Below are 22,506 nucleotides of genomic sequence, written 5' to 3' on the forward strand. Positions count from 1 at the left end.
AAAACTGATTATTTTACAATTTTATAATATTGAGTGCTTTTTCTAAGTTCAAAAAATAGAAACCCGTATAAAACTAAATATTCAAAAGTAACAAACCATAAGTTCTCTTTCCAAGGAGTATTTGCATATGCTTGATAGCTGAAAATGATGACGATAGTCCAAATAATTGGAAAACGATATTTAGTAAAAACGGATAGAATTAATGGAGTTGCTAAATACCAAGGATGGACAGTTGTAGCAGTAAAGTAATAAAAGCATAAACCAAATAATAATGCAGTTATTAATTGAGACATTGATTTGTTTTTTCTGAAAAAAGTGATGATTAAAAGAAATACAATCGTTAAAATGGGTGTTGTTTTTCCAATAACTGCAATCTCATTATAACCTCTAAATAAATATCCTATTTCTCTAAAGATATAATAAAAACTTGCATTAAATTCAAAGTTTCTGAACCATAAACCGACAGAATTAGCGTAGTTTTCAATAAACTCTGATGAATAAAAAGGAAGGAATAAAATGATTATTGTTCCTAAAATAATTGCATAAAAGATGCTTAAGTTTTTAATACCAATAAACCAGTTTTTATCTTTTTTGATAAACCATTGATAAAATAAAGGTAAAAACAATAATGGAATTAATTTTACAGAGACAGAAAACGCTAAAAGAATTGCAGCAAAAGCCCATTTCTGTTGATGCAACTTGTAGAAACTCCAAATTAAGAAGAAGAGCATTACAGGTTCAAAATGTAAATTGCCTGTCATTTCTATAATAATGAAAGGATTTAAAGCGTACCAAAAGATATTTTTTACGGGTAAATTTAATCGTTCTAATAATTTTTTACCAAAATATAAAATTCCTAAATCGGCTAAAATAATGATGACTCTTAAAACAATTATAGAACCAAAAACACTTTTGCTTGCAAACAAAGCAGCAATTAAAAAACAAAGCTGATTTATCGGTGGATAGTTCGTGTAATGACTTCCATTCATTTCCCCCATTCCGCTGTATAAATTATTAGAATCAGCAATTGGGTGTAATCCTTGTTGAATAAATGTTTCGGGTAATGATAAATAAGGGTTTAATCCTTTTAGAATCATGCGACCATCCCAAATAAATCGGTAAAAATCTTGAGATAAATTAGGAATTGCAAAGAGAAATATCAACCTAAAAAGAATAACTAAACCAATTAGTGTTGATGTATGAATAGTTTTACTTTTTATCAATAAATAAAAAGATCCAAAGAGTGCAAACCATAAAACAAGCAACTTGTTAAACTCGGTTCTTTCTAAGTAATATGCAAAAATAAAATAGAGTATTGTACTAATTGAAATTAGTAATACGTCTTTATATTTTGTGAATAAACGCATTATGCTTTAGAAAATATTGATTTAAAAAAAACATAACTAAAACCTACAAAAAGCATAAAGTGGAATGGAAATAATCCAAAATCTCCTCCTTGATTTCCAACAATAAATGCACTGTACATTCCAAAAACAAAGTAAATAGCAAGTAAACCTTCTAAAACAACATGAAATGATGGTTTTTTCTTGATGTATTTATTGTTTTTCCAGCCATCCTTTATACTATTAATATTGAATTTTGGTGTTCTAACAAATTCACTCTTTTTACCTAAATGACCTTCTAAAACAGCAATTGTATTGTGCAAAGAAAAACCCATAGCAATTGAAAAGAAGGTAAAAAATGAACCAATATATTTTATAAACTTCACAAATCCGCTTCCATAAATACTTTTAAACATATACCAATAGCAAACAAAAAAGATGATAGAACTAATGATAAAAAAACTCATAACGTAAAAATAATTCTTAAGGTGAGCGTATTCGTTCTTAATGTATAACATTGGCACGCTTAATATAGCTACCAAGAAAATACAAGTAAACATAGAGCTGTTTAGTAGATGTAATAAACTATGAATTTTAGTTCTAAAAGGAACCGTTTTACTCATTATTACACGTTTCATCATTTTCTGAAAATTCTCTGCACCACCTTTATTCCATCTAAATTGTTGAGATCTTGCGGCACTAATTACAACAGGTAATTCCGCTGGAGTTTCTACATCTACAAGGTATTTGAAATCCCAGTTTTTTAATTGAGCTCTGTAACTTAAATCTAAATCTTCAGTAAGTGTATCTCCTTCCCAATTACCAGCGTCATATATACATTCTTTTCTCCAAAGACCTGCAGTTCCATTAAAATTAATGAAATGCCCTTTGCTATTTCTACCCACTTGTTCTAGTGTAAAATGTGCGTCTAAAGCAAAAGCTTGAATCTTTGTAAGCGTAGAATAATTTCTATTGATATGTCCCCAGCGAGTTTGGACAACTCCAATTTTCGGGTTTTTAAAATAAGGTACAGTTTGGTATAACCATTCTGATTGTGGTAAAAAATCGGCATCAAAAATTGCAATGAATTCTCCTTTTGCAGTTTTTAAACCTTCTTTTAATGCACCAGCTTTAAAACCTTGTCTGTTAGATCTTCTTATGTGTTGGATATCGATTCCTTCTTCTTGAATTTCTTTAACAAGTTTTGCGGTAACTTCTACAGATTCATCCGTAGAATCATCTAAAACTTGAATTTCTAATTTTTCTCTAGGATACTCTATTTTGGCGATATTTTTTAACAAACGCTCCATTACATACAACTCATTATAAACGGGTAATTGTATGGTAACAAAAGGAATTTCTTCTGAATTTGAGAAATCAAATTTCTCTGAGTTATCTTTTGTTTTACTTGCTTTTATATAATTAAAAAGTAAATTTAATTGCGCTAAAGCATATAAAAAAATAAGCACTAACGAAATCGAATAAATTACAATGATGATGTATGATGTTATTATCACTATTTAAAACTGTATTTAAAAATCCAACCTAATATTTTAATACCTGCAAAGATACTTCCTTTTACTGTACCAGAAACTTTAGAAACTCCAATTCTATTTCTATATTTCATAGGTACCTCTACATAACTTAATTTTTGCTTTAATGCTTTTAATTGCATTTCAACAGTCCAACCATAAGTTTTATCTTCCATTTCTAGAGCTAACAACTTATTATATTTAATTGCTCTAAAAGGACCTAAATCTGTGAATTTTGCTCCAAAAAAAAGTTTCATTAAAAAGGTTGCTAACCAATTTCCGAAAACTTGTTGTGGAGTCATAGAACCAGCTTCTCTCAATTCTTTATCACGAGAACCTATTACAAAATCGATATTATCGTTTATAATTGGAGCAATAACTTCTGTTAATTGTTCAGGGTAATCTGAGTAATCTCCATCTAAAAAAACAACAATTTCTGGTTTTATCTTTTGTTTACTGATATAATCCATTCCTTTTAAACAAGCGTAACCATAACCTTTACGTTGTTCTTTTAAAACAGTTGCACCTGCATTTTCTGCATTAACTTCTGTATTGTCTGTAGAATTGTTACTAATAACAATAACCTCATCAACAATATTTGGAATATCATTGACAACATTTGCTATAGAATTTTGCTCATTATAAGCAGGGATAATTACTTTTATAATAGGTTCTGTCATCTTAAATCATTGAGGCTATTTTCATCTCTAAAGGATGAAAAGTCTGTCCATTCTTTTATTTTTTTACCGTTTTTATATTTGGATGCTTTTATTAACTTTTTCTTATTATATAGTAAGCAATATCCATTTTTCTGATTGTTTTTTAATTGACATTTATGATTTACAAAACCATTATTATCATAAAATAACCACCAATTGTTTTTTGTTCCTTTTTTAAAATGTCCTTCTTTTTCTTTGGATGCATTTTTGCTGTAAAAATACCAATAATTCGTTTCTAAATTAGCTGTAAAATGACCTTCTTTTTTTAGAATTCCACTTTTGTAATAGAATTTCCAGAAAGCTATTTTTTGATCATTTAAAACCCAACCTTCCTCTTTTATTTGTCCGTTATTATAATATTCTTTAACATATTTTTTTTGAGAGAAAATTTTTGCAGAAGAACAAATAAGTAGTAAAAATGTAAAACTCACCGAAAGTCTCAAATGCGTAAAATTTTTAAACTGAAAACTGCAACCGAAAACTGCCAACTTATTTTTTGTTTACTAAATCCATTAAATCAATATCATTACCTAATAAAATTTCTGTAGGATTGATTCTTCCTTCTTCAGGTCCGTTTTCTAATTTTAAAACTCCTCTTGGGCAAACTGCAGAACAAATACCACAACCAACACAACTAGAACGTACAATGTTTTCTCCTTTTTGAGCGTAAGATCTTACATCAATTCCTTGCTCACAATATGTTGAGCAATTTCCACAAGAAATACATTGGCCACCATTTGTAGTAATTCTAAATCTTGATTTAAAACGTTGGATAAATCCTAAATATGCTGCTAAAGGACAACCAAAACGACACCAAACTCTGTTACCAAAAATTGGGTAGAATCCTGTACCAATTACACCAGCAAAGATAGAACCGATTAAGAAGCCATAAATATCTTGAATTGTTTGTGTTTTAATACCAATAACTTGGTCTGCACCAGAAAAGAAAGTGTACAAAGCAAAACCTGTCATTACTAAAACAAAAATTAAAACAGAATGAATTACAATACGTTCTACTCTCCAAGACAGTAATGTTTTACTAGAATTTTGTCTATAAGGATCTCCTAGCGTTTCAGCTAACCCACCACAACCACAAACCCAAGAACAATACCATCTTTTTCCGAAAAAATAAACCATTACTGGTACAACGACTATTGTTAAAACAACTCCCCAAACTAGAATAAATAAACCAAAACCACCGCTTTGTAGTAATTCATCTAAATTCCATTTAAAGAAAAAATCGTAATCTAAAGGAAACGCATTTTTAAAATCGTACCAAGGTTTTTCGAAACGAACTAAAATCTCTGGAATTAAAAAAGCAAATACAATTTGAAAAAACAAAACAGAAGTAGTTCTTAAAATTTGATATTTATTATGACGGTATTTTATATACATTCTCACTGCCATAACAGACATTACTGTACAATACAAGAAACCATATAAAAACCATTGACTTGCAGGATTACCACTAATAGATTTACTAATTGGATCTACCAAAAACACCCAGTTTACTATTAAATCAGGATAAAAATAAAGTAGAATATAAAAAGTAACTAAAAAGATAAAAGCAAACCAACCAATCCAACCACGGTTTGTAGCTGCATTTAGAAAAATTCCATCATTTTTTATTCCTGGTTTTCCTAATAAAACAACATCAGGTACTATATAGAGAAGTGCTCCAATTATTCCCAAACCAAAAGTTAAAATCCATGCTAAACCTGTGTTTTCTGCAGCAAAACCTTTACCTGCTTTTTTAGCAATTTCAAAACTTAAACTATGTGGTTTTCCAAAGATTTTATATTGATATTGTTCCCCTTTTTTCGTCCAATTTTTTTCTGCATCGTACATTGCAATTAACTTATCGTAATGCTTGTTAGACATATCGTAAGCATTTATAACACGACTAGAAAATTCAAAAATATTTAAGTCTTTATCTGTAACAACTGCATTTGTAAGTTGTGCTTTTATAACATCATTTTTATACCCTTTTTCTTGAATAAAAGTATCTAATTCAGATTGTGTTAAACTAAAAGTACCCGTAAAAATTGTACCAATAAATATGGCTAATCCTAATAAAAAGATAATTAACCCTGATTGTTTTATTAATTTCATATCTTATGCTTTGCTAAAAATTCGTTTCCAGCTTTTCTTCTTTAATTTTACAATTCCTTGTCTTTCTTGATTAAATTTTGCTATAATTTCAGCTTCATGTAAATGGTAGAATTCAGGATCAAAATTGGCATCTTCTAGATGTTCTAAAACGTGTTCTATCGATTTATTTTCGGTGAGCCATTTATCAAAGATTTCATGACGCATTCTAATTCCAAATGTATTTATACCTAAAAATTTGTTCGTGCTTTTATCAAAAGAGATGGTAATGCATTTAAAGTCTTTAGGATGTTGCCATTGAAAATATGCTTCGTTTTCTTTTTTACCCCTTTCACTAAAAACCCAACCATAGGTTTGGTATTCTATGTCTAAAAACTTTGCGGAATTAAACCAATGTCCAGGTTTGTATTCCGTTTTATTATCGCAGATAGTTTGTGCAAGAGTTTCTCCCATCATTCTACCTGTATACCAAACTGCTTCAATGTTTCTACGTTGATAAATTGCTTCATGTTGTTCTGCACAATCACCAATTGCATAAATATCTTTAATATTGGTTTCTAAAAAAAGGTTCACTTTAACTCCTCTTCCTAATTCAATTCCAGAATCTTTTAGAAAATCGATATTTGGTGTAACACCTGCAGTTAAACCAACTACATCACAGTAAATTTCTTCGCCAGTTTCTTCAATAATTATAGATTTTACACGACCGTTTTCATCAGATTTAATTTCTTTTAAATTTGTGCTTAATCGTAAATCTATATGATGTTCTTTAATATGTTCATTAATCATTGCAGATTCTTGTGCGGGTAAAACTCCGTTCCAAAAACTATCTTCACGAACTAAAAAAGTAACAGGTATTTTTCTGCTTCTCAACATTTCTGCCAATTCGATTCCTATTAAACCACCACCAACAATTACAGCTCTTCTACATTCTTTTTTATTTGGCGCATATTTTTCTAATTTTTCTAAATCTTGTTTATGATACATGCCCATAACACCATCTAAATCTTGCCCTGGCCAACCAAATTTATTCGGTTTAGATCCAGTCGCTATAATCAACTTATCATATTCAAGATGTTCTCCGTTTGAAAAGTTTAATACTTTTTCTTTAGTATTTATATTGTCTACAAAACCTTCTTTTAAATCTATGTTGTTTTTCTCCCAAAACCAATCTTCATAAGGTTGTGTGTGCTCAAATTTCATATGGCCCATATATACATACATTAGGGCTGTTCTTGAGAAAAAGTATTTAGTTTCAGCAGAGACAATTGTTATTTTTTTATCAGAATTTTTTCTAATATGTCTTGCAGCAGTAACACCAGAAATTCCGTTACCAATTATTACAATGTGATCCATAGTTGATTGATTATTGCAGATTATGTCGAAGTTAAAGTTAAGAACTTAATTTCAAACTATAATTTAGAATTGTTTTAAATAATGATTGTTGTAATTTTTTGTAAGTTGTATATAAATGTATAGACTGATGTTGTAATTAAAAATAATTTAAACGAAAAAAATGAAACAGAACCTACCTAAAATACTTTTTGCTTTTATATTGATTATCAGTTTTCAATCTTATGGTCAAGAAGATGTTGATTCAGATAAAAGTAATATACAAACTTATACACCTTCTAAATTATTAGATAAAGGACAGTGGGATATTAAGTTTTTTAATGGTTTGTATACGCAAACAAAATCAGCAAATTCGAGTGGAACCAGTGTAACTGATGGAGGAGGAAGGTCTAATTTTTTTACTTCATCTTTAGAGGTTTTTACAGGTGTATCTGATAGTAATAGATTCAATATAGGTTTACTTTTAGAATATAGATCTAATTCAATAGGTGATGAAAGTGCAACTTCTGTTCTTGGTTTTAGTGGAGAAAAAGGTGTGAATAGAAATGGTCTTACTTCTTTTGCACCAGCTTTTAAGTGGCAACCAATAAAAAGTGTAGCTAATTTTTCAATTCAATCTGCATTTCACATTCCTATTATTAGTAAAGAATCTGATGATGCAATTTTTGATTTCGATGGAAATGGATCTCTTGATGGTGTTTATTTAGACCAAACTGCTTACACATTTCAAAACAGATTTTTCTTTGATCACACTTTTCCTAGTGGAGATTGGCAGTTATTTACAGAACTAAATACAGAATATAATTTTGGTGAAGAAACAAGTTTTGCGAACAATACATTTTTATTCGCTCCAGGAGTTTTTATGAGCTATTTTCCATCAGATAAATCTACTGTTTTAGGTTTTGTACAACACGCACAACGTTTTGGAGATTTTACCCAAGATTATACTGCTTTAGGTTTTGGAGGTAAATATCAATTAACAGAAACATTAAACATAGAAGCTTTATACAGTAAGTTTGTAAGAGGAACAGACAATGGGCTTGGACAAAGTTTTAACATTGGTTTAAGAGCATTGTTTTAATAAAAAACTATTTTTAAGGGATTTATGAAAACAAATAAACTCTTTTTTATACTGCTGATATTCATTCAGGTATCATGTAAAAGTCAAACAAAAAAAATAAACGGAATTAGTTTTGTAGCGTCTAGAGATAGTATAAGCACAAAACATATTTCTCCAGTTATAAAGGCACAAGGCAACTACGTTGCGTTGATGCCTTTTGGTTTTATTAGAGACTTGTCATCGCCAAAAATAACTCATAATACAGACAGGCAATGGTTTGGTGAAACTAAAAATGGATTATCACAATACGCCAAAAGTTTTCAAAATGAAGAAGTGAAAATTATGGTGAAACCTCAAATTTGGGTTTGGAAAGGTGAATATACAGGTTTCATAGAAATGGATTCTGAAGAAAAATGGGGCGTTTTAGAAAACACCTATTCAGAATTTATTTTAACCTATGCAAAAGCAGCACAAGATATACAAGCTGATATTTTGTGTATTGGAACAGAATTAGAGAAATTCGTGTTAAATAGACCCCAATATTGGCAAGAATTAATTTCTAAAATTAGAAAAATTTATAAAGGAAAATTAACCTACGCTGCAAATTGGGACGAATTTAAACGCGTAACTTTTTGGAAAGAAATTGATTACATAGGTATTGATGCCTATTTTCCTTTGAGTGATAAAAAATCACCATCAATTAAAGACTTCGAATTAGGTTGGCAACCTCATAAAAAAGAAATTTTACGAATTCAAAAACAATTTGATAAACCAGTTATATTTACAGAGTTTGGTTATAGAAGTGTAGATTTTACAGGGAAAGAACCCTGGAAATCAGATAGAGTTGCAGGTAATATTAATTTAGATGCACAAGTAAATGGCTTACAAGCGATACATAATCAGTTTTGGAAAGAAGATTGGTTTGCAGGTGGTTTTATTTGGAAATGGTTTCATGAACACGAAAGAGTAGGAGGGCAAGAGAATAATAGATTTACACCTCAAAATAAACAAGCAGAAGAAGTTATAAGAAAATTATATCAACAAAAATAGAGAGCATAAATATGACAAATGTCCTATATATTTTTGATATTAGGGCTTAAATTTGCTTTTATAACCTTTAAACCACTATGATGAAAAAAATAATTGTACCCATAGATTTTTCTAAACACTCAGAATATGCTTTAAAAACTGCGGCTTTGTTAGCTAAAGATTATAATGCTACTGTTTATGTTTTACATATGTTAGATATACAAGAAATATCTTTATCTGAAAGTGAAACATATCAGCAAGAAAAGGCAATGTTTTTCTTGAAATTAGCTGAAAAAAAGTTTAATAATTTTTTGGTAAAAGATTATTTAGAGGGAATAAAAGTAGTTCCTATAATTAAGCATTACAAGGTTTTTAGTGAAGTAAATGCAATAGCTTTAGAAGTAGAAGCAGATTTAATTATTATGGGTTCTCATGGTGCAAGTGGTTTAAAAGAATTCTTTGTAGGATCTAATACAGAAAAGGTGGTTAGATATGCAAACCTACCCGTTTTGGTTATTAAAAACGAAATATTGAATACAGATTTTTCTGACATTGTGGTTGCTACAGATTTTTCTGAAGAAAGTATTCATGCATTTAATAGAATGATAAAAGCGTTAGATTTTTTAAATGCACGAAAACATATTTTATACGTAAACTTGCCTAATGAAGATTTTAAAACAACTTCAGAAATGGAATCAATGGCAAATAATTTTTTAATGAAAGCAGAAGGAGATGCTCATAGATTAATTAATGTAAACTATGTTTGTGATAGATCTGTAGAAAAAGGAATTCTTAATTTCTCTAATGCTGTAGGTGCTGATTTAATTTCTGTAATTACACATGGTAGAAAAGGATTATCTCATATTTTTGCAGGTAGTATTGCAGAAGATCTTACAAATCATTCTACCTTGCCAATTGTTACTTTAAAAATTTAATAATATAGATGACTTTTAAAAATTTTTTGATTGCAGTTTTTGTTTCTTTTTTCATCTTTTCTTGTACAGAAGATAATGATATTACAGTTCCAAGAAATTTACAAGAGTACATAGATTCTTCATCTTCTAGCGATTTAGGAGAAGTTATAGCTTGTGCGGCAAGTGTTAGTGGAAGTACAAGTTTATCTTATATTTTTTATTATCCAGTAGAAGGAGCAACAGATATTAGATATTATGAAGCTGATAGTTTAAATGTAGATCAAACTGATTTCTCTAACTATAGAAGACAAATATTAACTGTTACAGATGTTTTTGGAGGGAAATTACAACGATTCTCAAGATCAAATACTGAGGATAATTGGTGTTTGGTTACTTATAAGTTAGATGGAGAATTGCATAAATCAAATCCAATTCGTTTAAAAATTGATTCAAATCCAACAAGTTGGACGGATGATGTAGCTATTGAATTTCCAGAAACAATAACACCACAATTCACTTGGTCAGATTTTGGCGTTACAGATAATAAAATCTATTTTCAAGTAATTTCTGAAAAAGAAGAAGAAACATTTTTATCAGGTACTTATACAGAAAACACCTTTTTTGAATATTTAGATGGTACAAATGTTGTTTTAGACATTAATGCATCAGAAACACCACCAGATTTAGTAGAAGATACAGAATATCTATTTACTATGATGGCTGTTAGTGAAGATAATTGGGTTAACACAGTAATTCAAGAAACATTTATACCAAGAAATTTAGAAGAATATTTAGCTGAAAACTCAACAAAAACAATAGAAACTGCAACTGCTTTTGCGGCAAGTAAAAAAGATTCAAAAAGTCTAACATACATTTATTATTATCCATTAGTTGGCGCTTCAGACATGAGGTATTATGAAACAGAAGGAACTTCTTCTTTAGAAAAAAATGATTTTTCTAAGTATCGAAGAAAAAGTTTAACCGATGGAGCTGTTTTAGGCGCTAAGTTTAGAAGGTATTCTAGAACAGATACTGAAGAGTGTTGGAGTATTGTAACCTATGTTATTGGTGATATTTTGTATAAATCAAATCCAATAAAAATTAAAATAGATGAAAAACCAACAGAGTGGTTCACTGATGAAAATGTTACAATAGATACTACAGAAAGATTAAAACCAAAATTTACTTGGATAGATGGAACTTATGATGATTCTATTCAATATCTTCAGGTATTTACAGATAGTGGTAGCGATTTTTTATCAGGATCTTTTACAACAGATAAAACGTTTCAGTATTCTGATTTCACCAATACAAGTTCAAATTTTAATACAGAAACGCCACCAGAATTAATTTTAGATGATGAATATAAATTAACTGTTATGGGGATAAGTGACGATAATTGGGTAAATTTGATGATTCAACAATCATTTATAGCTGAGTAGTGAGGTTTAAAAACATTTTCTTTTTTCTTTTTTTATCATTTTCATCTCTTATCTTTTCGCAAGAAAAAGTAATTATTGATGTGAAAATTCAAGGAGTGAAAAAGATAAAAGAATCATTTATTCATAAATTATTACAAACCAAAAAAGGAACAACTTTAGATTCTTTATCTATCGAAAAGGATATTATTCTTTTAAAAAGATTACCTGCAGTTAGTCATGTCTATTACCAAGTGTTTCATTCTCATGATAACTTTTATAACATTTTTATAAATGTTGAAGAGAACTATACAGTTATACCTGAAGTCAATATTTGGACAACTACAAATGACCAATTTTCATACAAGCTAGGTTTATACGATTATAATTTTTTAGGAAGAAATATCACGTTTGGTGGATTTTATCAGAATAACGGTTTTGATTCTTATGGGATTAACTTTAAAGCGCCCAACTTGTTTTCAAAAAAATGGGGCTTAGCAGTAAATCATCAAAATTGGAAAAGTGAAGAGCCGTTGTATTTTGGAGATAAAACAGCCAATTTTTTATACAATAATGTTTCTTTTGAAGTTTTAGGGTTATATCAAATCAACTTTAAGCATCAACTAAATTTTGGTGTAAATTTCTTTAACGAAAAATATCAATATTTATCAGGAGAAACAGATCCGTCAATTCCTAAAACTCCCATAAACTTAGATAAGGCATTGTTTAAGTTTGTGTATGAATTTAATAACTTAGATTTTTATTATCAATATGTAAGTGGTTTTAAGAGCATTTTATACACACAATATGTAGCAACAAAAAATAATTTTCAGGATAGTTTTTTTATTACTTGGAATGATTTTTTCTATTACAAAAGATTAGGCGGTAATGGTAATTGGGCAAATAGATTGCGTTTTGGTTTATCATCCAACGAAAAAACACCATTTGCTCCTTTTGCTCTAGATAATAATGTAAACTTACGTGGAGTTGGTATTTTAGTTGATAGAGGAACAGGTAGTTTTGTTTGGAATACAGAATACAGACATACAATTTATGATAAAGATTGGTTAGCAGTTCAAACCAATATTTTTACTGATTTTGGTTCTTGGAGAAACCCTGGAGGTGAAATCAATGACTTTTTTAAGAGTGATAATATGAGAGTCTATTCTGGTATTGGTCTGCGTTTTATAAGTAAAAAAATATACAACGCTACTTTTAGAATTGATTATGGATTTAGATTATCTAACAACCCAGGGAATTCTAAAGGAGGTTTAGTATTTGGAATTGGGCAATATTTTTAATCTAAATTTAATATTCGTTTCTTATAATTTCGAAAGAAATACTTAGTTTTGCCTAAAATAAAATTAAGATGAGAACTTTTGCAATTGGAGATATTCATGGAGGCTTAAAAGCTTTAATTCAAGTTTTAAATAAACTAGAAATTAAAGAAGGAGATAAAATTATTTTCATGGGAGACTATGTAGATGGTTGGAGTGAATCTGCACAAGTTGTTCAATTTTTAATTAATTTGTCAGAGAAATTTGATTGTGTTTTTATCAAAGGAAATCATGATGTTTGGTGTGAAGATTGGTTAAAAAGAGGCGATGTAAACCCTTCTTGGTACATGCATGGAGGTAAAGAAACGATGGAAAGTTATGAAGTTTTTTCTACTGAAGAAAGAGAACAGCATCTTAATTTTTTCGAAAACTTACCTTTATATCATTTAGATGATAATAACAGATTGTTCTTACACGCAGGTTTTACTTCTTTACATGGAGTTGAAAAAGAGAAGTTTCCAGAATTATTTTATTTAGATAGATCTTTATGGGAAATGCTTTTGGTAATGGATAGAAGTATACCACAAGATTCTATTTTTTATCCTAAAAGATTACAACATTATAAAGAGATTTACATAGGTCATACACCAACTACTAATTATGATGAGTCATCACCAATAAATATTGAAAGTGTCTGGAATATTGATACAGGAGCCGCTTTTAAAGGAAAAGTTACTGGAATGAATATTGATACAAAAGCCTATTTTCAAAGTGATAATTTACCTAGTTTGTATCCTGATGAAAAAGGAAGGAATTAAGTCTTTTTTATAAGTACTTAGAAACATAAAAAAAATCTCATTTAGAATCGTTAACGTTCTAAATGAGATTTTTTGTTTTTAATAATGAGTATCTATTTCATTATTCAAGAGTTAAAATTAAATCATCAGAATTTACCATTACACCAGCTTTTACAACTATTTTGTTGATAGTTGTATCTTCTATTGCTGTAATCGTAGTTTCCATTTTCATAGCTTCAATAATAAACAAAGGCTGATTTTTAGTAACCTTTTCTCCTTTTTTAACTAAAATAGTAGACAACATTCCTTGTAAAGGTGCTCCGATTTCTTTTGAGTTATTTTTATCAGCTTTAATATGTTCAACTTTATCAATCTTAATAGAAGTGTCTTTTACTTGCACAGATCTACCTTGTCCGTTTACTTTAAAATAAACAGTTACCATTCCGTCTTCATTCGGTTTTCCAACAGATTCTAAAGTAATTAATAATGTTTTTCCTTTTTCTAATTCAATAATAATTTCTTCACCTCTTTCCATTCCGTAGAAGAAATTTTTGGTAGGCAAGTTTATTAAACTATCATATTTTAAATGTTTGTTATACGCATCTAAAAATACTTTTGGATACAGTTTATAGGATAAGAAATCTGTGAAATCTATTGCTCTTCCTAAATCATTTTCGAATATTTTTCTAAAATCTGCATACTCTTTATCAAAATCTATCGGTTCTAAATGTGCATTTGGTCTGTCTGTATATGGTTTTTCATCCTTTAAAATTAATTTTTGTAAATCTTTAGGGAAACCACCAACCGGCTGACCTAAATCTCCTCTAAAGAAACTAACTACAGATTGTGGGAAAGAAATCGTATCACCACGTTCTAAAACATCTTGTACCGTTAAATGATTACTCACTAAATATTGAGCCATATCTCCAACTACTTTAGAACTTGGAGTTACTTTTACAATATCACCAAAAAGTAAGTTTACATCGCCATACATTTTTGTGATTTCATGAAAACGATCTTCTAAACCTAAAGCTTGTGCTTGTGGTTTTAAATTAGAATATTGTCCACCAGGAATTTCGTGTTTAAAAACTTCTCCAGAACCAGATTTTAAACCAGATTCAAAAGGATAATAATACTCTCTAACAGTTTCCCAATAATTAGAATATTCGTTTAAAGAATCAATATTTAAGTTGCTTTCTCTATCGTTGAATTTCATCATTTCTACAACCGAATTAAAATTAGGTTGTGATGTTAATCCAGATAAACCACCCAATGCAACATCAACAACATCAACACCAGCTTCAATTGCTTTTAAATACGTCGCAGATTGAATAGATGAGGTGTCGTGTGTATGTAAATGAATAGGAATATTTATTGCTTGTTTTAAAGCAGAAACTAATTCGTAAGCAGCATAAGGTTTTAATAAACCAGCCATATCTTTAATTGCTAAAATATGTGCGCCTGCATTTTCTATATCTTTTGCTAAAGTTGTATAATATTTTAGATTGTATTTTGTGTTTTTTGGATTCAAAATATCACCCGTATAACAAATAGAACCTTCAGCTAAACCATCTGTTTTTGTCCTTACATATTCAATACAAGGAGCAATGGATTTCATCCAGTTTAAAGAATCGAAAATTCTGAAAATATCAACACCATTTTCCCAAGATTTCTCTACAAATTTTTCAATTAAATTATCTGAATATGCTGTGTATCCAACTCCGTTGGAACCTCTAATTAACATTTGCAACAATACATTTGGCATTGCTTTACGCAGTTTCTGTAGTCTTTCCCAAGGATTTTCTTGTAAGAATCGCATACAAACGTCAAAAGTTGCGCCTCCCCAAACTTCCATACTAAAAATGTCTGGATTGTTTTTTGCATATCCTTCTGCAACTTTCATCATATCAAAAGTTCGCATTCTTGTTGCTAATAAACTTTGATGTGCATCTCGCATTGTAGTGTCTGTAAAATGAACTTTCTTTTCATTTTTTAACCATTGCGAAAACTTATCAGGACCTAATTCCGTTAATAGATCTTTAGTCCCTTTTGGATGTGCTGCATTTATATCAAACTTAGGAATAATCGGTTTTACAAATGTTTTTGTTGGGTCAATTTTTTTAACATCCGGATTTCCATTTACAATAACATCACCTAAATAAGTAACCAACTTTGTGGCTCTGTTACGAGGTGCTTTAAAAATGAATAAATCAGGATTTTGTTTGATGAAATTCACAGTCACTTCCCCTTTTCTAAAAGTTTCGTGTTGTAAAATATTATCTAAAAAGAGCATATTTGTTTTTACACCTCTAATTCTGAATTCAGCTAAAGCACGACGGACTTTTCTACAAGCTCCGTCTAAAGTTCTACTATTTGCAGTCACTTTAACCAACATAGAATCAAAGAATGGTGAAATAATAGCACCTTGATAAACGCTTCCTGCGTCTAAACGAATACCAAAACCAGCAGCACTTCTATAGGTTGTGATTTCTCCATAATCTGGTTTAAAATCGTTCTGAGGATCTTCTGTTGTAATCCTACATTGCAATGCAAAACCATTTACTTTTATGGCTTCTTGATTTGTTATTTTTATTTGTTGATCAGATAATTTATAACCACCAGCAATAAATAATTGTGTTTTAACTAAATCGATATTCGTTACTACTTCTGTAACGGTATGTTCTACTTGAATTCTGGGATTTACTTCAATAAAATAGATAGAACCATCATCGTCAACTAAAAACTCTACAGTTCCAATATTATTATAATCTACAGCTTTACAAATGTTGATTGCATATTTGTAAAGTGCATCTTTCGTTTCTTGTTTTAAATCAAAAGAAGGTGCGAATTCTATTACTTTTTGATAACGGCGTTGCACGGAACAATCTCTTTCGAAAAGGTGAACTGTATTTCCATAATTATCGGCAACTATTTGAATTTCTATATGTTTTGGGTTTTCTACAAATTTTTCAAGAAAAACAGTGTCGTCTCCGAAAGCATTTAAAGCTTCACGTTTACTTTCATTAAAAGCACGTTTTAATTCATCCGCTTTTCTAATAACACGCATTCCTCTTCCACCACCTCCAGAAGCCGCTTTTAACATAATTGGATAGCCGATTATTTCTGCTTCACTTAAGGCAATTTCAATATTTTCTAAAGGTTTTTCGTTGCTTCTAATAACAGGAACGTTATTCGCGACAGCAACTTCTTTTGCCATAATTTTATCACCCAAAGATTTTAAAACAGACACTTTTGGCCCGATAAAAATAATACCATTGTCTTCACATTTCTGAGCAAGATTTGCATTTTCTGATAAAAAACCATAACCAGGATGAATAGCATCTGCATTGCTTTCTAAAGCAACTCTAATAATTTCATCAATATTTAAATACGGTTTTAAAGGATCATTATCTTCACCTATTTGATAAGATTCATCCGCTTTATATCTGTGTAATGAATACCTGTCTTCAAATGTGTAAATACCTACCGTTTTCACGTTTATTTCTGTACAAGCTCTAAAAATTCTGATAGCAATTTCACTTCTGTTGGCAACCAATACTTTTTCAATCTTCATTTTGTAGAACCTATTTTAGAGTTAAACTGAATTATTTCGTTCTAAAGATAGTAAAGCGAAAACGATGTAGTAAATGTTTTTTAATTTTTTTTTGTTCTAAAGGTTGATTATTTTTTTGATGAAATAAAAAAAAGGGTTTAAAAAACATTGATAATAATGTTTCTTAAACCCTTTTAGGAATATAATTTTAGGTGTTTACTTTTTCTTCGGATGTACTAATTTCATCTCGTCGATTAGGTGAGTTGCACCAGCATATTTATCAACAATAAATAATACATATCTTAAATCTACCATAATATTTCTACATATTTCAGGATCATAATTCATATCACTCATAGTTCCTTCCCAAACTCTATCAAAATTTAAACCGATTAGATTTCCTTCAGCATCTAATGCAGGACTTCCAGAATTTCCACCAGTTGTATGATTTGTTCCTAAGAAACAAACAGGAACTTTACCGTTTTTATCAGCATATTGTCCGTAATTTTTATCTTTATGAAGTTGACGTAATTTTTCTGGAACATCAAACTCATAATCACCAGGAACATACTTTTCTATAACTCCGTCTAAATAACTAACAGGGTTGTAGTAAACAGCATCTCTTGGAGAATAACCTCTAACTTGTCCGTAAGTTACACGCAAAGTACTATTCGCATCCGGAAAATAACGCGCATTTGGTAAAGCTTCCATTAATGCAGTCATATACGTTTTTTGTAATGCAGTAATTGGAGCGTTTTTTTCTGAATATTCTTTATTAATCGTATTGTAAAAAGCTTCAATCATAGGTTTAGCATATTTATATGCAGCATCCTTATTTAACTTTTTAAGCACTTTTTTTGCATTTCCATCAAATAAACCTAAAGCAGAATCTAAGTTTGTAAGTGCCGTTTTATCGTAAATACTTGCATCCGCATTTTTATTGAAAAAAGGCATTACATTTTTAAAGACACCTTTATCTACAGAAACATCATAATTTTTATGAATACCTTCTAAAGTGCTCACTATAGATGCTTTTGCTTTGTCAAAAGATTTAGGATCTTTCTTTACTGCTTGCTCAAATTGATATGCTCTAAATGTCATAGACATTAATTCATTTGTAACTAAAAAGACTTCAATAAAGTTTCTTCTTTTAATATTTATAGCAGCAAAATCTTTATACAAACGATCAAATTCTGGAAGAATATTTCCATACTTTTCTGTTAAATCTTTCTCTTCTAATGCTTTTGTAAATGAAGCTTCAAAAGCTTGTCTTTTTTCAACAGCGTTACTTTTTTGGATTCCTAAATTTTCTCCAATCCATTTTTTCCAAGCATTTGCAATTCTTGCTTGTTTAGAAGCATACTTGATACGAACAGCATCACTCGTTTTCATTTTGGCATCAATAACTTTTAATGCAGCTTCTCTAATCGCAATATTTGTTGGGTTGTATTCTTCTGTAATATGTTTTATAGCAACAGCAGGTAAGTATTCATTTGTTGTACCTGGAAAACCGAAAACCATTGTAAAATCTCCTTCTTCTACACCATCTATAGAAATAGGTAAAAAGTGTTTTGGAGTAAAAGGTTTGTTGTCTTTACTATATTTTGCAGGATTGTTATTTGCATCAGCATAAATTCTGAACATAGAAAAATCTCCTGTATGTCTTGGGAAAACCCAGTTATCTGTATCACTACCAAACTTACCAATACTTGTTGGAGGTGCACCTACTAAACGGATATCTTCAAAACGATCTATAACAAATAAAAAGTATTGATTTCCTTGATAAAAAGATTTTACTTTGGTTTTTTGCCAAGGTTCTTTTTTGATTGTTTTCTGTAGCTTGTTACTGTTTTTTGTGATTCTAGATTGCTTTTCCTTTTCAGTCATTGAATCATTAACACCTTCAAAAACTGTAGCGGTCACATCTTCAATTCTATCAATAAATTCTATATATAAACCTGGATTTGGTAATTCTTGCTCTAAATTCATTGCCCAAAAACCATCTTTTAAATAATCGTTTTCTAAAGAAGAATGAGATTGAATTTGCCCAAAACCACAGTGATGATTGGTTAAGATTAGACCTTTTGGTGAAATAACTTCACTTGTACAACCTCCATTAAAATGCCCAATTGCATCTTTTAAACTGGAGTTGTTTACATCGTAAATGTCTTTTGCAGTTAATTTACTTCCTAAAGAAGTCATTTCTTGTTCGTTCATTCCTTCTAAAAGTGAAGGAATCCACATTCCTCCTTGTTGTGCAGATATTTGAACAACAAAGAATAATAATACTATTTTAATGTATTTCATTTCAATAAAAATTAGGTGCATAAAGATACGGAAAGCTTTATTTTTCACCTAAAGGATAGTGTACTTGTTTGATGAAGTTTTTATCAATAATAAAACAGCTTGTTGAATTGAATTCCAACAATCTGAATATAGTATTTCTATTAAGGTTCAAAGCTTACTTTTTAAGCTTTGAATACTCTTTGCTTTCTTTAACCAATTCTTTGTATTGAGAAATTAGATCTTCTAATTCTTTAATGTCTGGTTTTTAATTAACTTGATAATTTCTCATCATTGGTTCAGTAACAAATAGTTTCATTAAAGTTAATTGATCTCTTAATTTTTCTTTTTTTGTATCAATAAGACTTAATAACTTTGTTTGATTATCTATACTGTTTTCGAAATTCAATTTTAATTTATCAAAAAAGGCTGTAGTTTCTTTCTTTATAATTGAGTCATTTAAAGATGATATGTATTTGTCTATTGAGCTCCAATAATGATCATTAGTATTAGAATATTTAGTAAAAGCTTTCGTTTTTTCTATAATACTATCATTAGTGAAGTTTTTAATTTTTTCATTAAGAGCATTCAACTTTTTATCATTCTCTAATGCTTCTGAATATAATTTTGAGATGATATCTGAATCGTAACGCTTTGAAAAAGAACTTAGACCTATATCGCTTTCACCTTCAACTAAAATATCCGGAGTTAAATTAAGTTGCTCTTCAAGTGTTAGTTTTTCTTTGTTTTCACAATTAAATAGAATTAATGAAACAAGAAAGAGGAATAAAATTTGTTTAACTCTCATAGTAAATTTATTTTCCATAAAAATAATGAAATAAACCTAATTTTTATGTGTGATTCTAAAACAAATTGAGAGTGATATTACTTCTAAATCACTTTAATAACTTCTTTAAAAAGAGTAATCATTTTAGGTTCTGCTTCACCAGCAATTGCAATAATCTCTGCAATATCTACAGGTTGTAAGTTTTTAGGATCGCATTCATCTGTTAACACAGAAATTGCAGCACAAGGTAAGTTTAATTGTTTGGCAACAATTACTTCTGGTACAGTACTCATACCAACAGCATCTGTTTCAAAAATTTGTAACATTCTGTATTCTGCTCTTGTTTCTAGTTGAGGTCCAAGAACACTTGTGTAAACTCCTTTGTGTAATAATATATTTTGTTGAGTAGCAATAGCACTAATTTTGGCATTCAATTCTTTAGAATACGGTTCTAACATATCAGCAAAAATATTACCAAAATTGTTAGCTCCTTTAAAAGCTAAAGGCGAACTTCCTTGTAAATTAATATGGTCTTCAATCAACATTAAATCACCTTTTTTATAAGATAAATTAATTGCTCCTGCAGCATTAGAAATTAATAAGTTTTTAATTCCTAAACCATGTAATGTTCTAATTCCGTAGGTAACTTCCCAAGCATTGTAACCTTCGTATAAATGAAAACGCCCCGCCATTACCAATACTTTTTTACCAGATAATTCTCCGTAAATTAATTTACCAGAATGAAACTCTACCGTTGCAACAGGGAAATTAGGTATTTCTGAATATGCAATTTCTTTTTCTATCGAAATTTCATCTACTAATTTACCTAAACCTGTTCCTAAAACAATTCCTATTTCTGGATTTGTAATTCCGTTTGATTTTAAAAAATCTATAGTTTCTGATAATTGTTGCTGTTTCATTTGTCTTTCATTTGTCATTACGAAAGAGGTACGAATGAAGTGATCTCTTTATTTATAGAGAGATTGCTTCGTGCCTCGCAATGACGATTTTTAATTAATGACTAGTTTCTGTGTTTTTGATTTTCCATCAGTATCTAACTTAATAATGTAAATTCCTTTATTAAAAGAAGATACATCAATGGTTTTTTCTGTTATTTTAGATTGATAAAAAACTTGTTTTCCTAGAATGGTGAAAATACGAATTTCAGCAGAAACAGAAGTTGGATTTGAAAAATGAATTTTATCTTTTGTAGGATTTGGATAGAAACTAATTTTAGATAAAAAAGTATCTTCTACAGATAAAACGGAGCAACTATCGCTATTGAATGGAGTTATAGAACCAAAATCCCAAAAAGCATTAAACTGCAAACAATAAAAGAAAATAGTGTCAAATTTTGTGATGTCTTTACCTGCTGGAATTGCAGTTGTAAAGGTTTGTGCTCCATTAGGGTTAATTATTCCGAATTGAAAATTATCTAAATTACTAATTAAAGAATTTCTTATTTCTGCATTCGTTTTTCCTTCGGAATTTACAAAGTAAGCTCTCACATCTGGTCCAGAAGCTGTACTAAAATTACTTCCTAAATTTAAAGTAACTGTGTTATTGGTGTTTAAAGTAATTGATACATCTCCTGTAATATTATAAGAAGCGGTAGTTGTATTGTTACCGAAATTTGTTCCGTTTTCTGAACACTGGGCATTAAATTGAATAATAGAAAAAGCAAAAAGTAACGTAAGTAATGTTGTTTTCATATAAAATTATTTAGAGTTTATAAACGTTGACATAATTTCGGGGATATTTAAAATATCCTCATATACATCTATGTCGTTCTTAAACGCTAATAATTTCACTTTTTTATCTTTTAAATCAGATAAAGTATCTTTTCTAACAGTTTCTTTTCCCCAATTTTTATTTTTGAAGATAGTTGAATGTAGAGAATTCATTCCTAATAAATAATAACCTCCATCTTCTGCAGGTCCAATAACCAAATCATTATTGTTTAATTCATCAAAAGCAGTTTCTATATTTTCTGATGTTAAATCGTATAAATCACTACCAATAATCATCACTTTTTCATAACCTGCTTCAAAACTATCTTTGAAAGCGTTTAGCATTCTAAACCCTAAATCTTCTCCAACTTGTTGGTATTTCTGATAAATAGATGAATCCCAGATATCATTTTCTCTAACTTTTATTGAATAATAGACAGCTTTATCAGAAGACACTTTTGATGATATGTCTCTAGTTTTTTCTAATAAAAATTTATAAATTTCTAAAGCAGTTTCATCACCAACCGTTTTGGCTAAACGAGTTTTTGCTTTTCCAAGTTCTGGGTTTCTAGTGAAGATTAATAGTAAGTTTTTATGCATAA

General features: G+C 29.5%; 18 protein-coding genes. 6 read left to right on the forward strand and 12 right to left on the reverse strand.

Annotated features, from left to right (window positions below; genetic code table 11):
* Nucleotides 1–8: 8 nt before the first annotated feature.
* The 6 genes from BTO07_RS15255 to BTO07_RS15280 are packed head-to-tail and all read right to left on the reverse strand — an operon-like array spanning nucleotide 9 to nucleotide 7,059.
* Nucleotides 9–1,367: a mannosyltransferase gene (locus BTO07_RS15255; protein ID WP_087522043.1), complete on the reverse strand. Its 1,359-nt coding sequence runs from the start codon at nucleotides 1,365–1,367 to the stop codon at nucleotides 9–11.
* The gene (locus BTO07_RS15260; protein ID WP_087522675.1) at nucleotides 1,367–2,857 is read right to left on the reverse strand and encodes a cellulose synthase family protein; all 1,491 of its coding nucleotides are present in this window, start codon (nucleotides 2,855–2,857) and stop codon (nucleotides 1,367–1,369) included. The genes BTO07_RS15255 and BTO07_RS15260 overlap by 1 nt, the downstream gene beginning before the upstream one ends.
* A 2-nt stretch (nucleotides 2,858–2,859) precedes the next feature.
* Nucleotides 2,860–3,555, reverse strand: coding sequence for a glycosyltransferase family 2 protein (locus BTO07_RS15265; protein ID WP_087522044.1), 696 nt, complete (start codon nucleotides 3,553–3,555; stop codon nucleotides 2,860–2,862).
* Nucleotides 3,552–4,037, reverse strand: a complete 486-nt coding sequence (locus tag BTO07_RS15270; protein ID WP_087522045.1) for a toxin-antitoxin system YwqK family antitoxin — start codon at nucleotides 4,035–4,037, stop codon at nucleotides 3,552–3,554. The genes BTO07_RS15265 and BTO07_RS15270 overlap by 4 nt, the downstream gene beginning before the upstream one ends.
* Before the next feature lie 46 nt (nucleotides 4,038–4,083).
* Entirely contained in the window at nucleotides 4,084–5,706 is a 1,623-nt protein-coding gene (locus BTO07_RS15275) for a 4Fe-4S binding protein (protein WP_087522046.1), read from the reverse strand.
* A gap of 3 nt (nucleotides 5,707–5,709) precedes the next feature.
* Nucleotides 5,710–7,059, reverse strand: a complete 1,350-nt coding sequence (locus tag BTO07_RS15280; RefSeq protein ID WP_087522047.1) for an NAD(P)/FAD-dependent oxidoreductase — start codon at nucleotides 7,057–7,059, stop codon at nucleotides 5,710–5,712.
* A 160-nt stretch (nucleotides 7,060–7,219) separates the two neighbouring features.
* Between BTO07_RS15280 and BTO07_RS15285 the strand changes: the two genes are divergently transcribed.
* The 6 genes from BTO07_RS15285 (at nucleotide 7,220) to BTO07_RS15310 (ending at nucleotide 13,572) form a co-directional block, all read left to right on the forward strand.
* Nucleotides 7,220–8,137 (forward strand): hypothetical protein, encoded by a 918-nt coding sequence (locus BTO07_RS15285; RefSeq protein ID WP_087522048.1) that lies wholly within the window; start codon nucleotides 7,220–7,222, stop codon nucleotides 8,135–8,137.
* A 24-nt stretch (nucleotides 8,138–8,161) separates the two neighbouring features.
* The gene (locus BTO07_RS15290; RefSeq protein WP_198342474.1) at nucleotides 8,162–9,166 is read left to right on the forward strand and encodes a glycoside hydrolase family 113; all 1,005 of its coding nucleotides are present in this window, start codon (nucleotides 8,162–8,164) and stop codon (nucleotides 9,164–9,166) included.
* 80 nt (nucleotides 9,167–9,246) lie between these two features.
* Complete coding sequence (locus BTO07_RS15295; protein WP_087522676.1) at nucleotides 9,247–10,080, forward strand: universal stress protein; 834 nt, start codon at nucleotides 9,247–9,249, stop codon at nucleotides 10,078–10,080.
* An 8-nt stretch (nucleotides 10,081–10,088) separates the two neighbouring features.
* Complete coding sequence (locus BTO07_RS15300; RefSeq protein ID WP_087522050.1) at nucleotides 10,089–11,501, forward strand: hypothetical protein; 1,413 nt, start codon at nucleotides 10,089–10,091, stop codon at nucleotides 11,499–11,501.
* Between the two features lie 80 nt (nucleotides 11,502–11,581).
* Nucleotides 11,582–12,778, forward strand: coding sequence for an outer membrane protein assembly factor (locus tag BTO07_RS15305; protein WP_335682122.1), 1,197 nt, complete (start codon nucleotides 11,582–11,584; stop codon nucleotides 12,776–12,778).
* 68 nt (nucleotides 12,779–12,846) lie between these two features.
* Nucleotides 12,847–13,572, forward strand: a complete 726-nt coding sequence (locus BTO07_RS15310) for a metallophosphoesterase family protein (protein ID WP_087522051.1) — start codon at nucleotides 12,847–12,849, stop codon at nucleotides 13,570–13,572.
* Nucleotides 13,573–13,672: 100 nt separating this feature from the next.
* Here BTO07_RS15310 and BTO07_RS15315 read toward each other — a convergent pair whose 3' ends face one another.
* The 6 genes from BTO07_RS15315 to BTO07_RS15340 all read right to left on the reverse strand — a co-directional run bounded on the left by BTO07_RS15315 (nucleotide 13,673) and on the right by BTO07_RS15340 (nucleotide 22,504).
* Entirely contained in the window at nucleotides 13,673–17,125 is a 3,453-nt protein-coding gene (locus BTO07_RS15315; protein ID WP_087522052.1) for a pyruvate carboxylase, read from the reverse strand.
* 195 nt (nucleotides 17,126–17,320) lie between these two features.
* Nucleotides 17,321–19,411, reverse strand: coding sequence for a S46 family peptidase (locus BTO07_RS15320; protein ID WP_087522053.1), 2,091 nt, complete (start codon nucleotides 19,409–19,411; stop codon nucleotides 17,321–17,323).
* A gap of 244 nt (nucleotides 19,412–19,655) precedes the next feature.
* A complete protein-coding gene (locus tag BTO07_RS15325; protein ID WP_157663360.1) occupies nucleotides 19,656–20,195 on the reverse strand; it encodes a hypothetical protein in 540 nt (179 codons plus the stop codon).
* A gap of 83 nt (nucleotides 20,196–20,278) precedes the next feature.
* Nucleotides 20,279–21,094, reverse strand: a complete 816-nt coding sequence (locus BTO07_RS15330) for a purine-nucleoside phosphorylase (protein WP_087522678.1) — start codon at nucleotides 21,092–21,094, stop codon at nucleotides 20,279–20,281.
* 90 nt (nucleotides 21,095–21,184) lie between these two features.
* Nucleotides 21,185–21,886: a T9SS type A sorting domain-containing protein gene (locus tag BTO07_RS15335; RefSeq protein ID WP_087522055.1), complete on the reverse strand. Its 702-nt coding sequence runs from the start codon at nucleotides 21,884–21,886 to the stop codon at nucleotides 21,185–21,187.
* Nucleotides 21,887–21,892: 6 nt separating this feature from the next.
* Nucleotides 21,893–22,504 (reverse strand): TIGR04282 family arsenosugar biosynthesis glycosyltransferase, encoded by a 612-nt coding sequence (locus tag BTO07_RS15340; RefSeq protein WP_087522056.1) that lies wholly within the window; start codon nucleotides 22,502–22,504, stop codon nucleotides 21,893–21,895.
* Nucleotides 22,505–22,506 lie beyond the last annotated feature (2 nt).

The organism is Polaribacter sp. SA4-12, from assembly GCF_002163675.1.
Classification (GTDB): Bacteria; Bacteroidota; Bacteroidia; order Flavobacteriales; family Flavobacteriaceae; genus Polaribacter.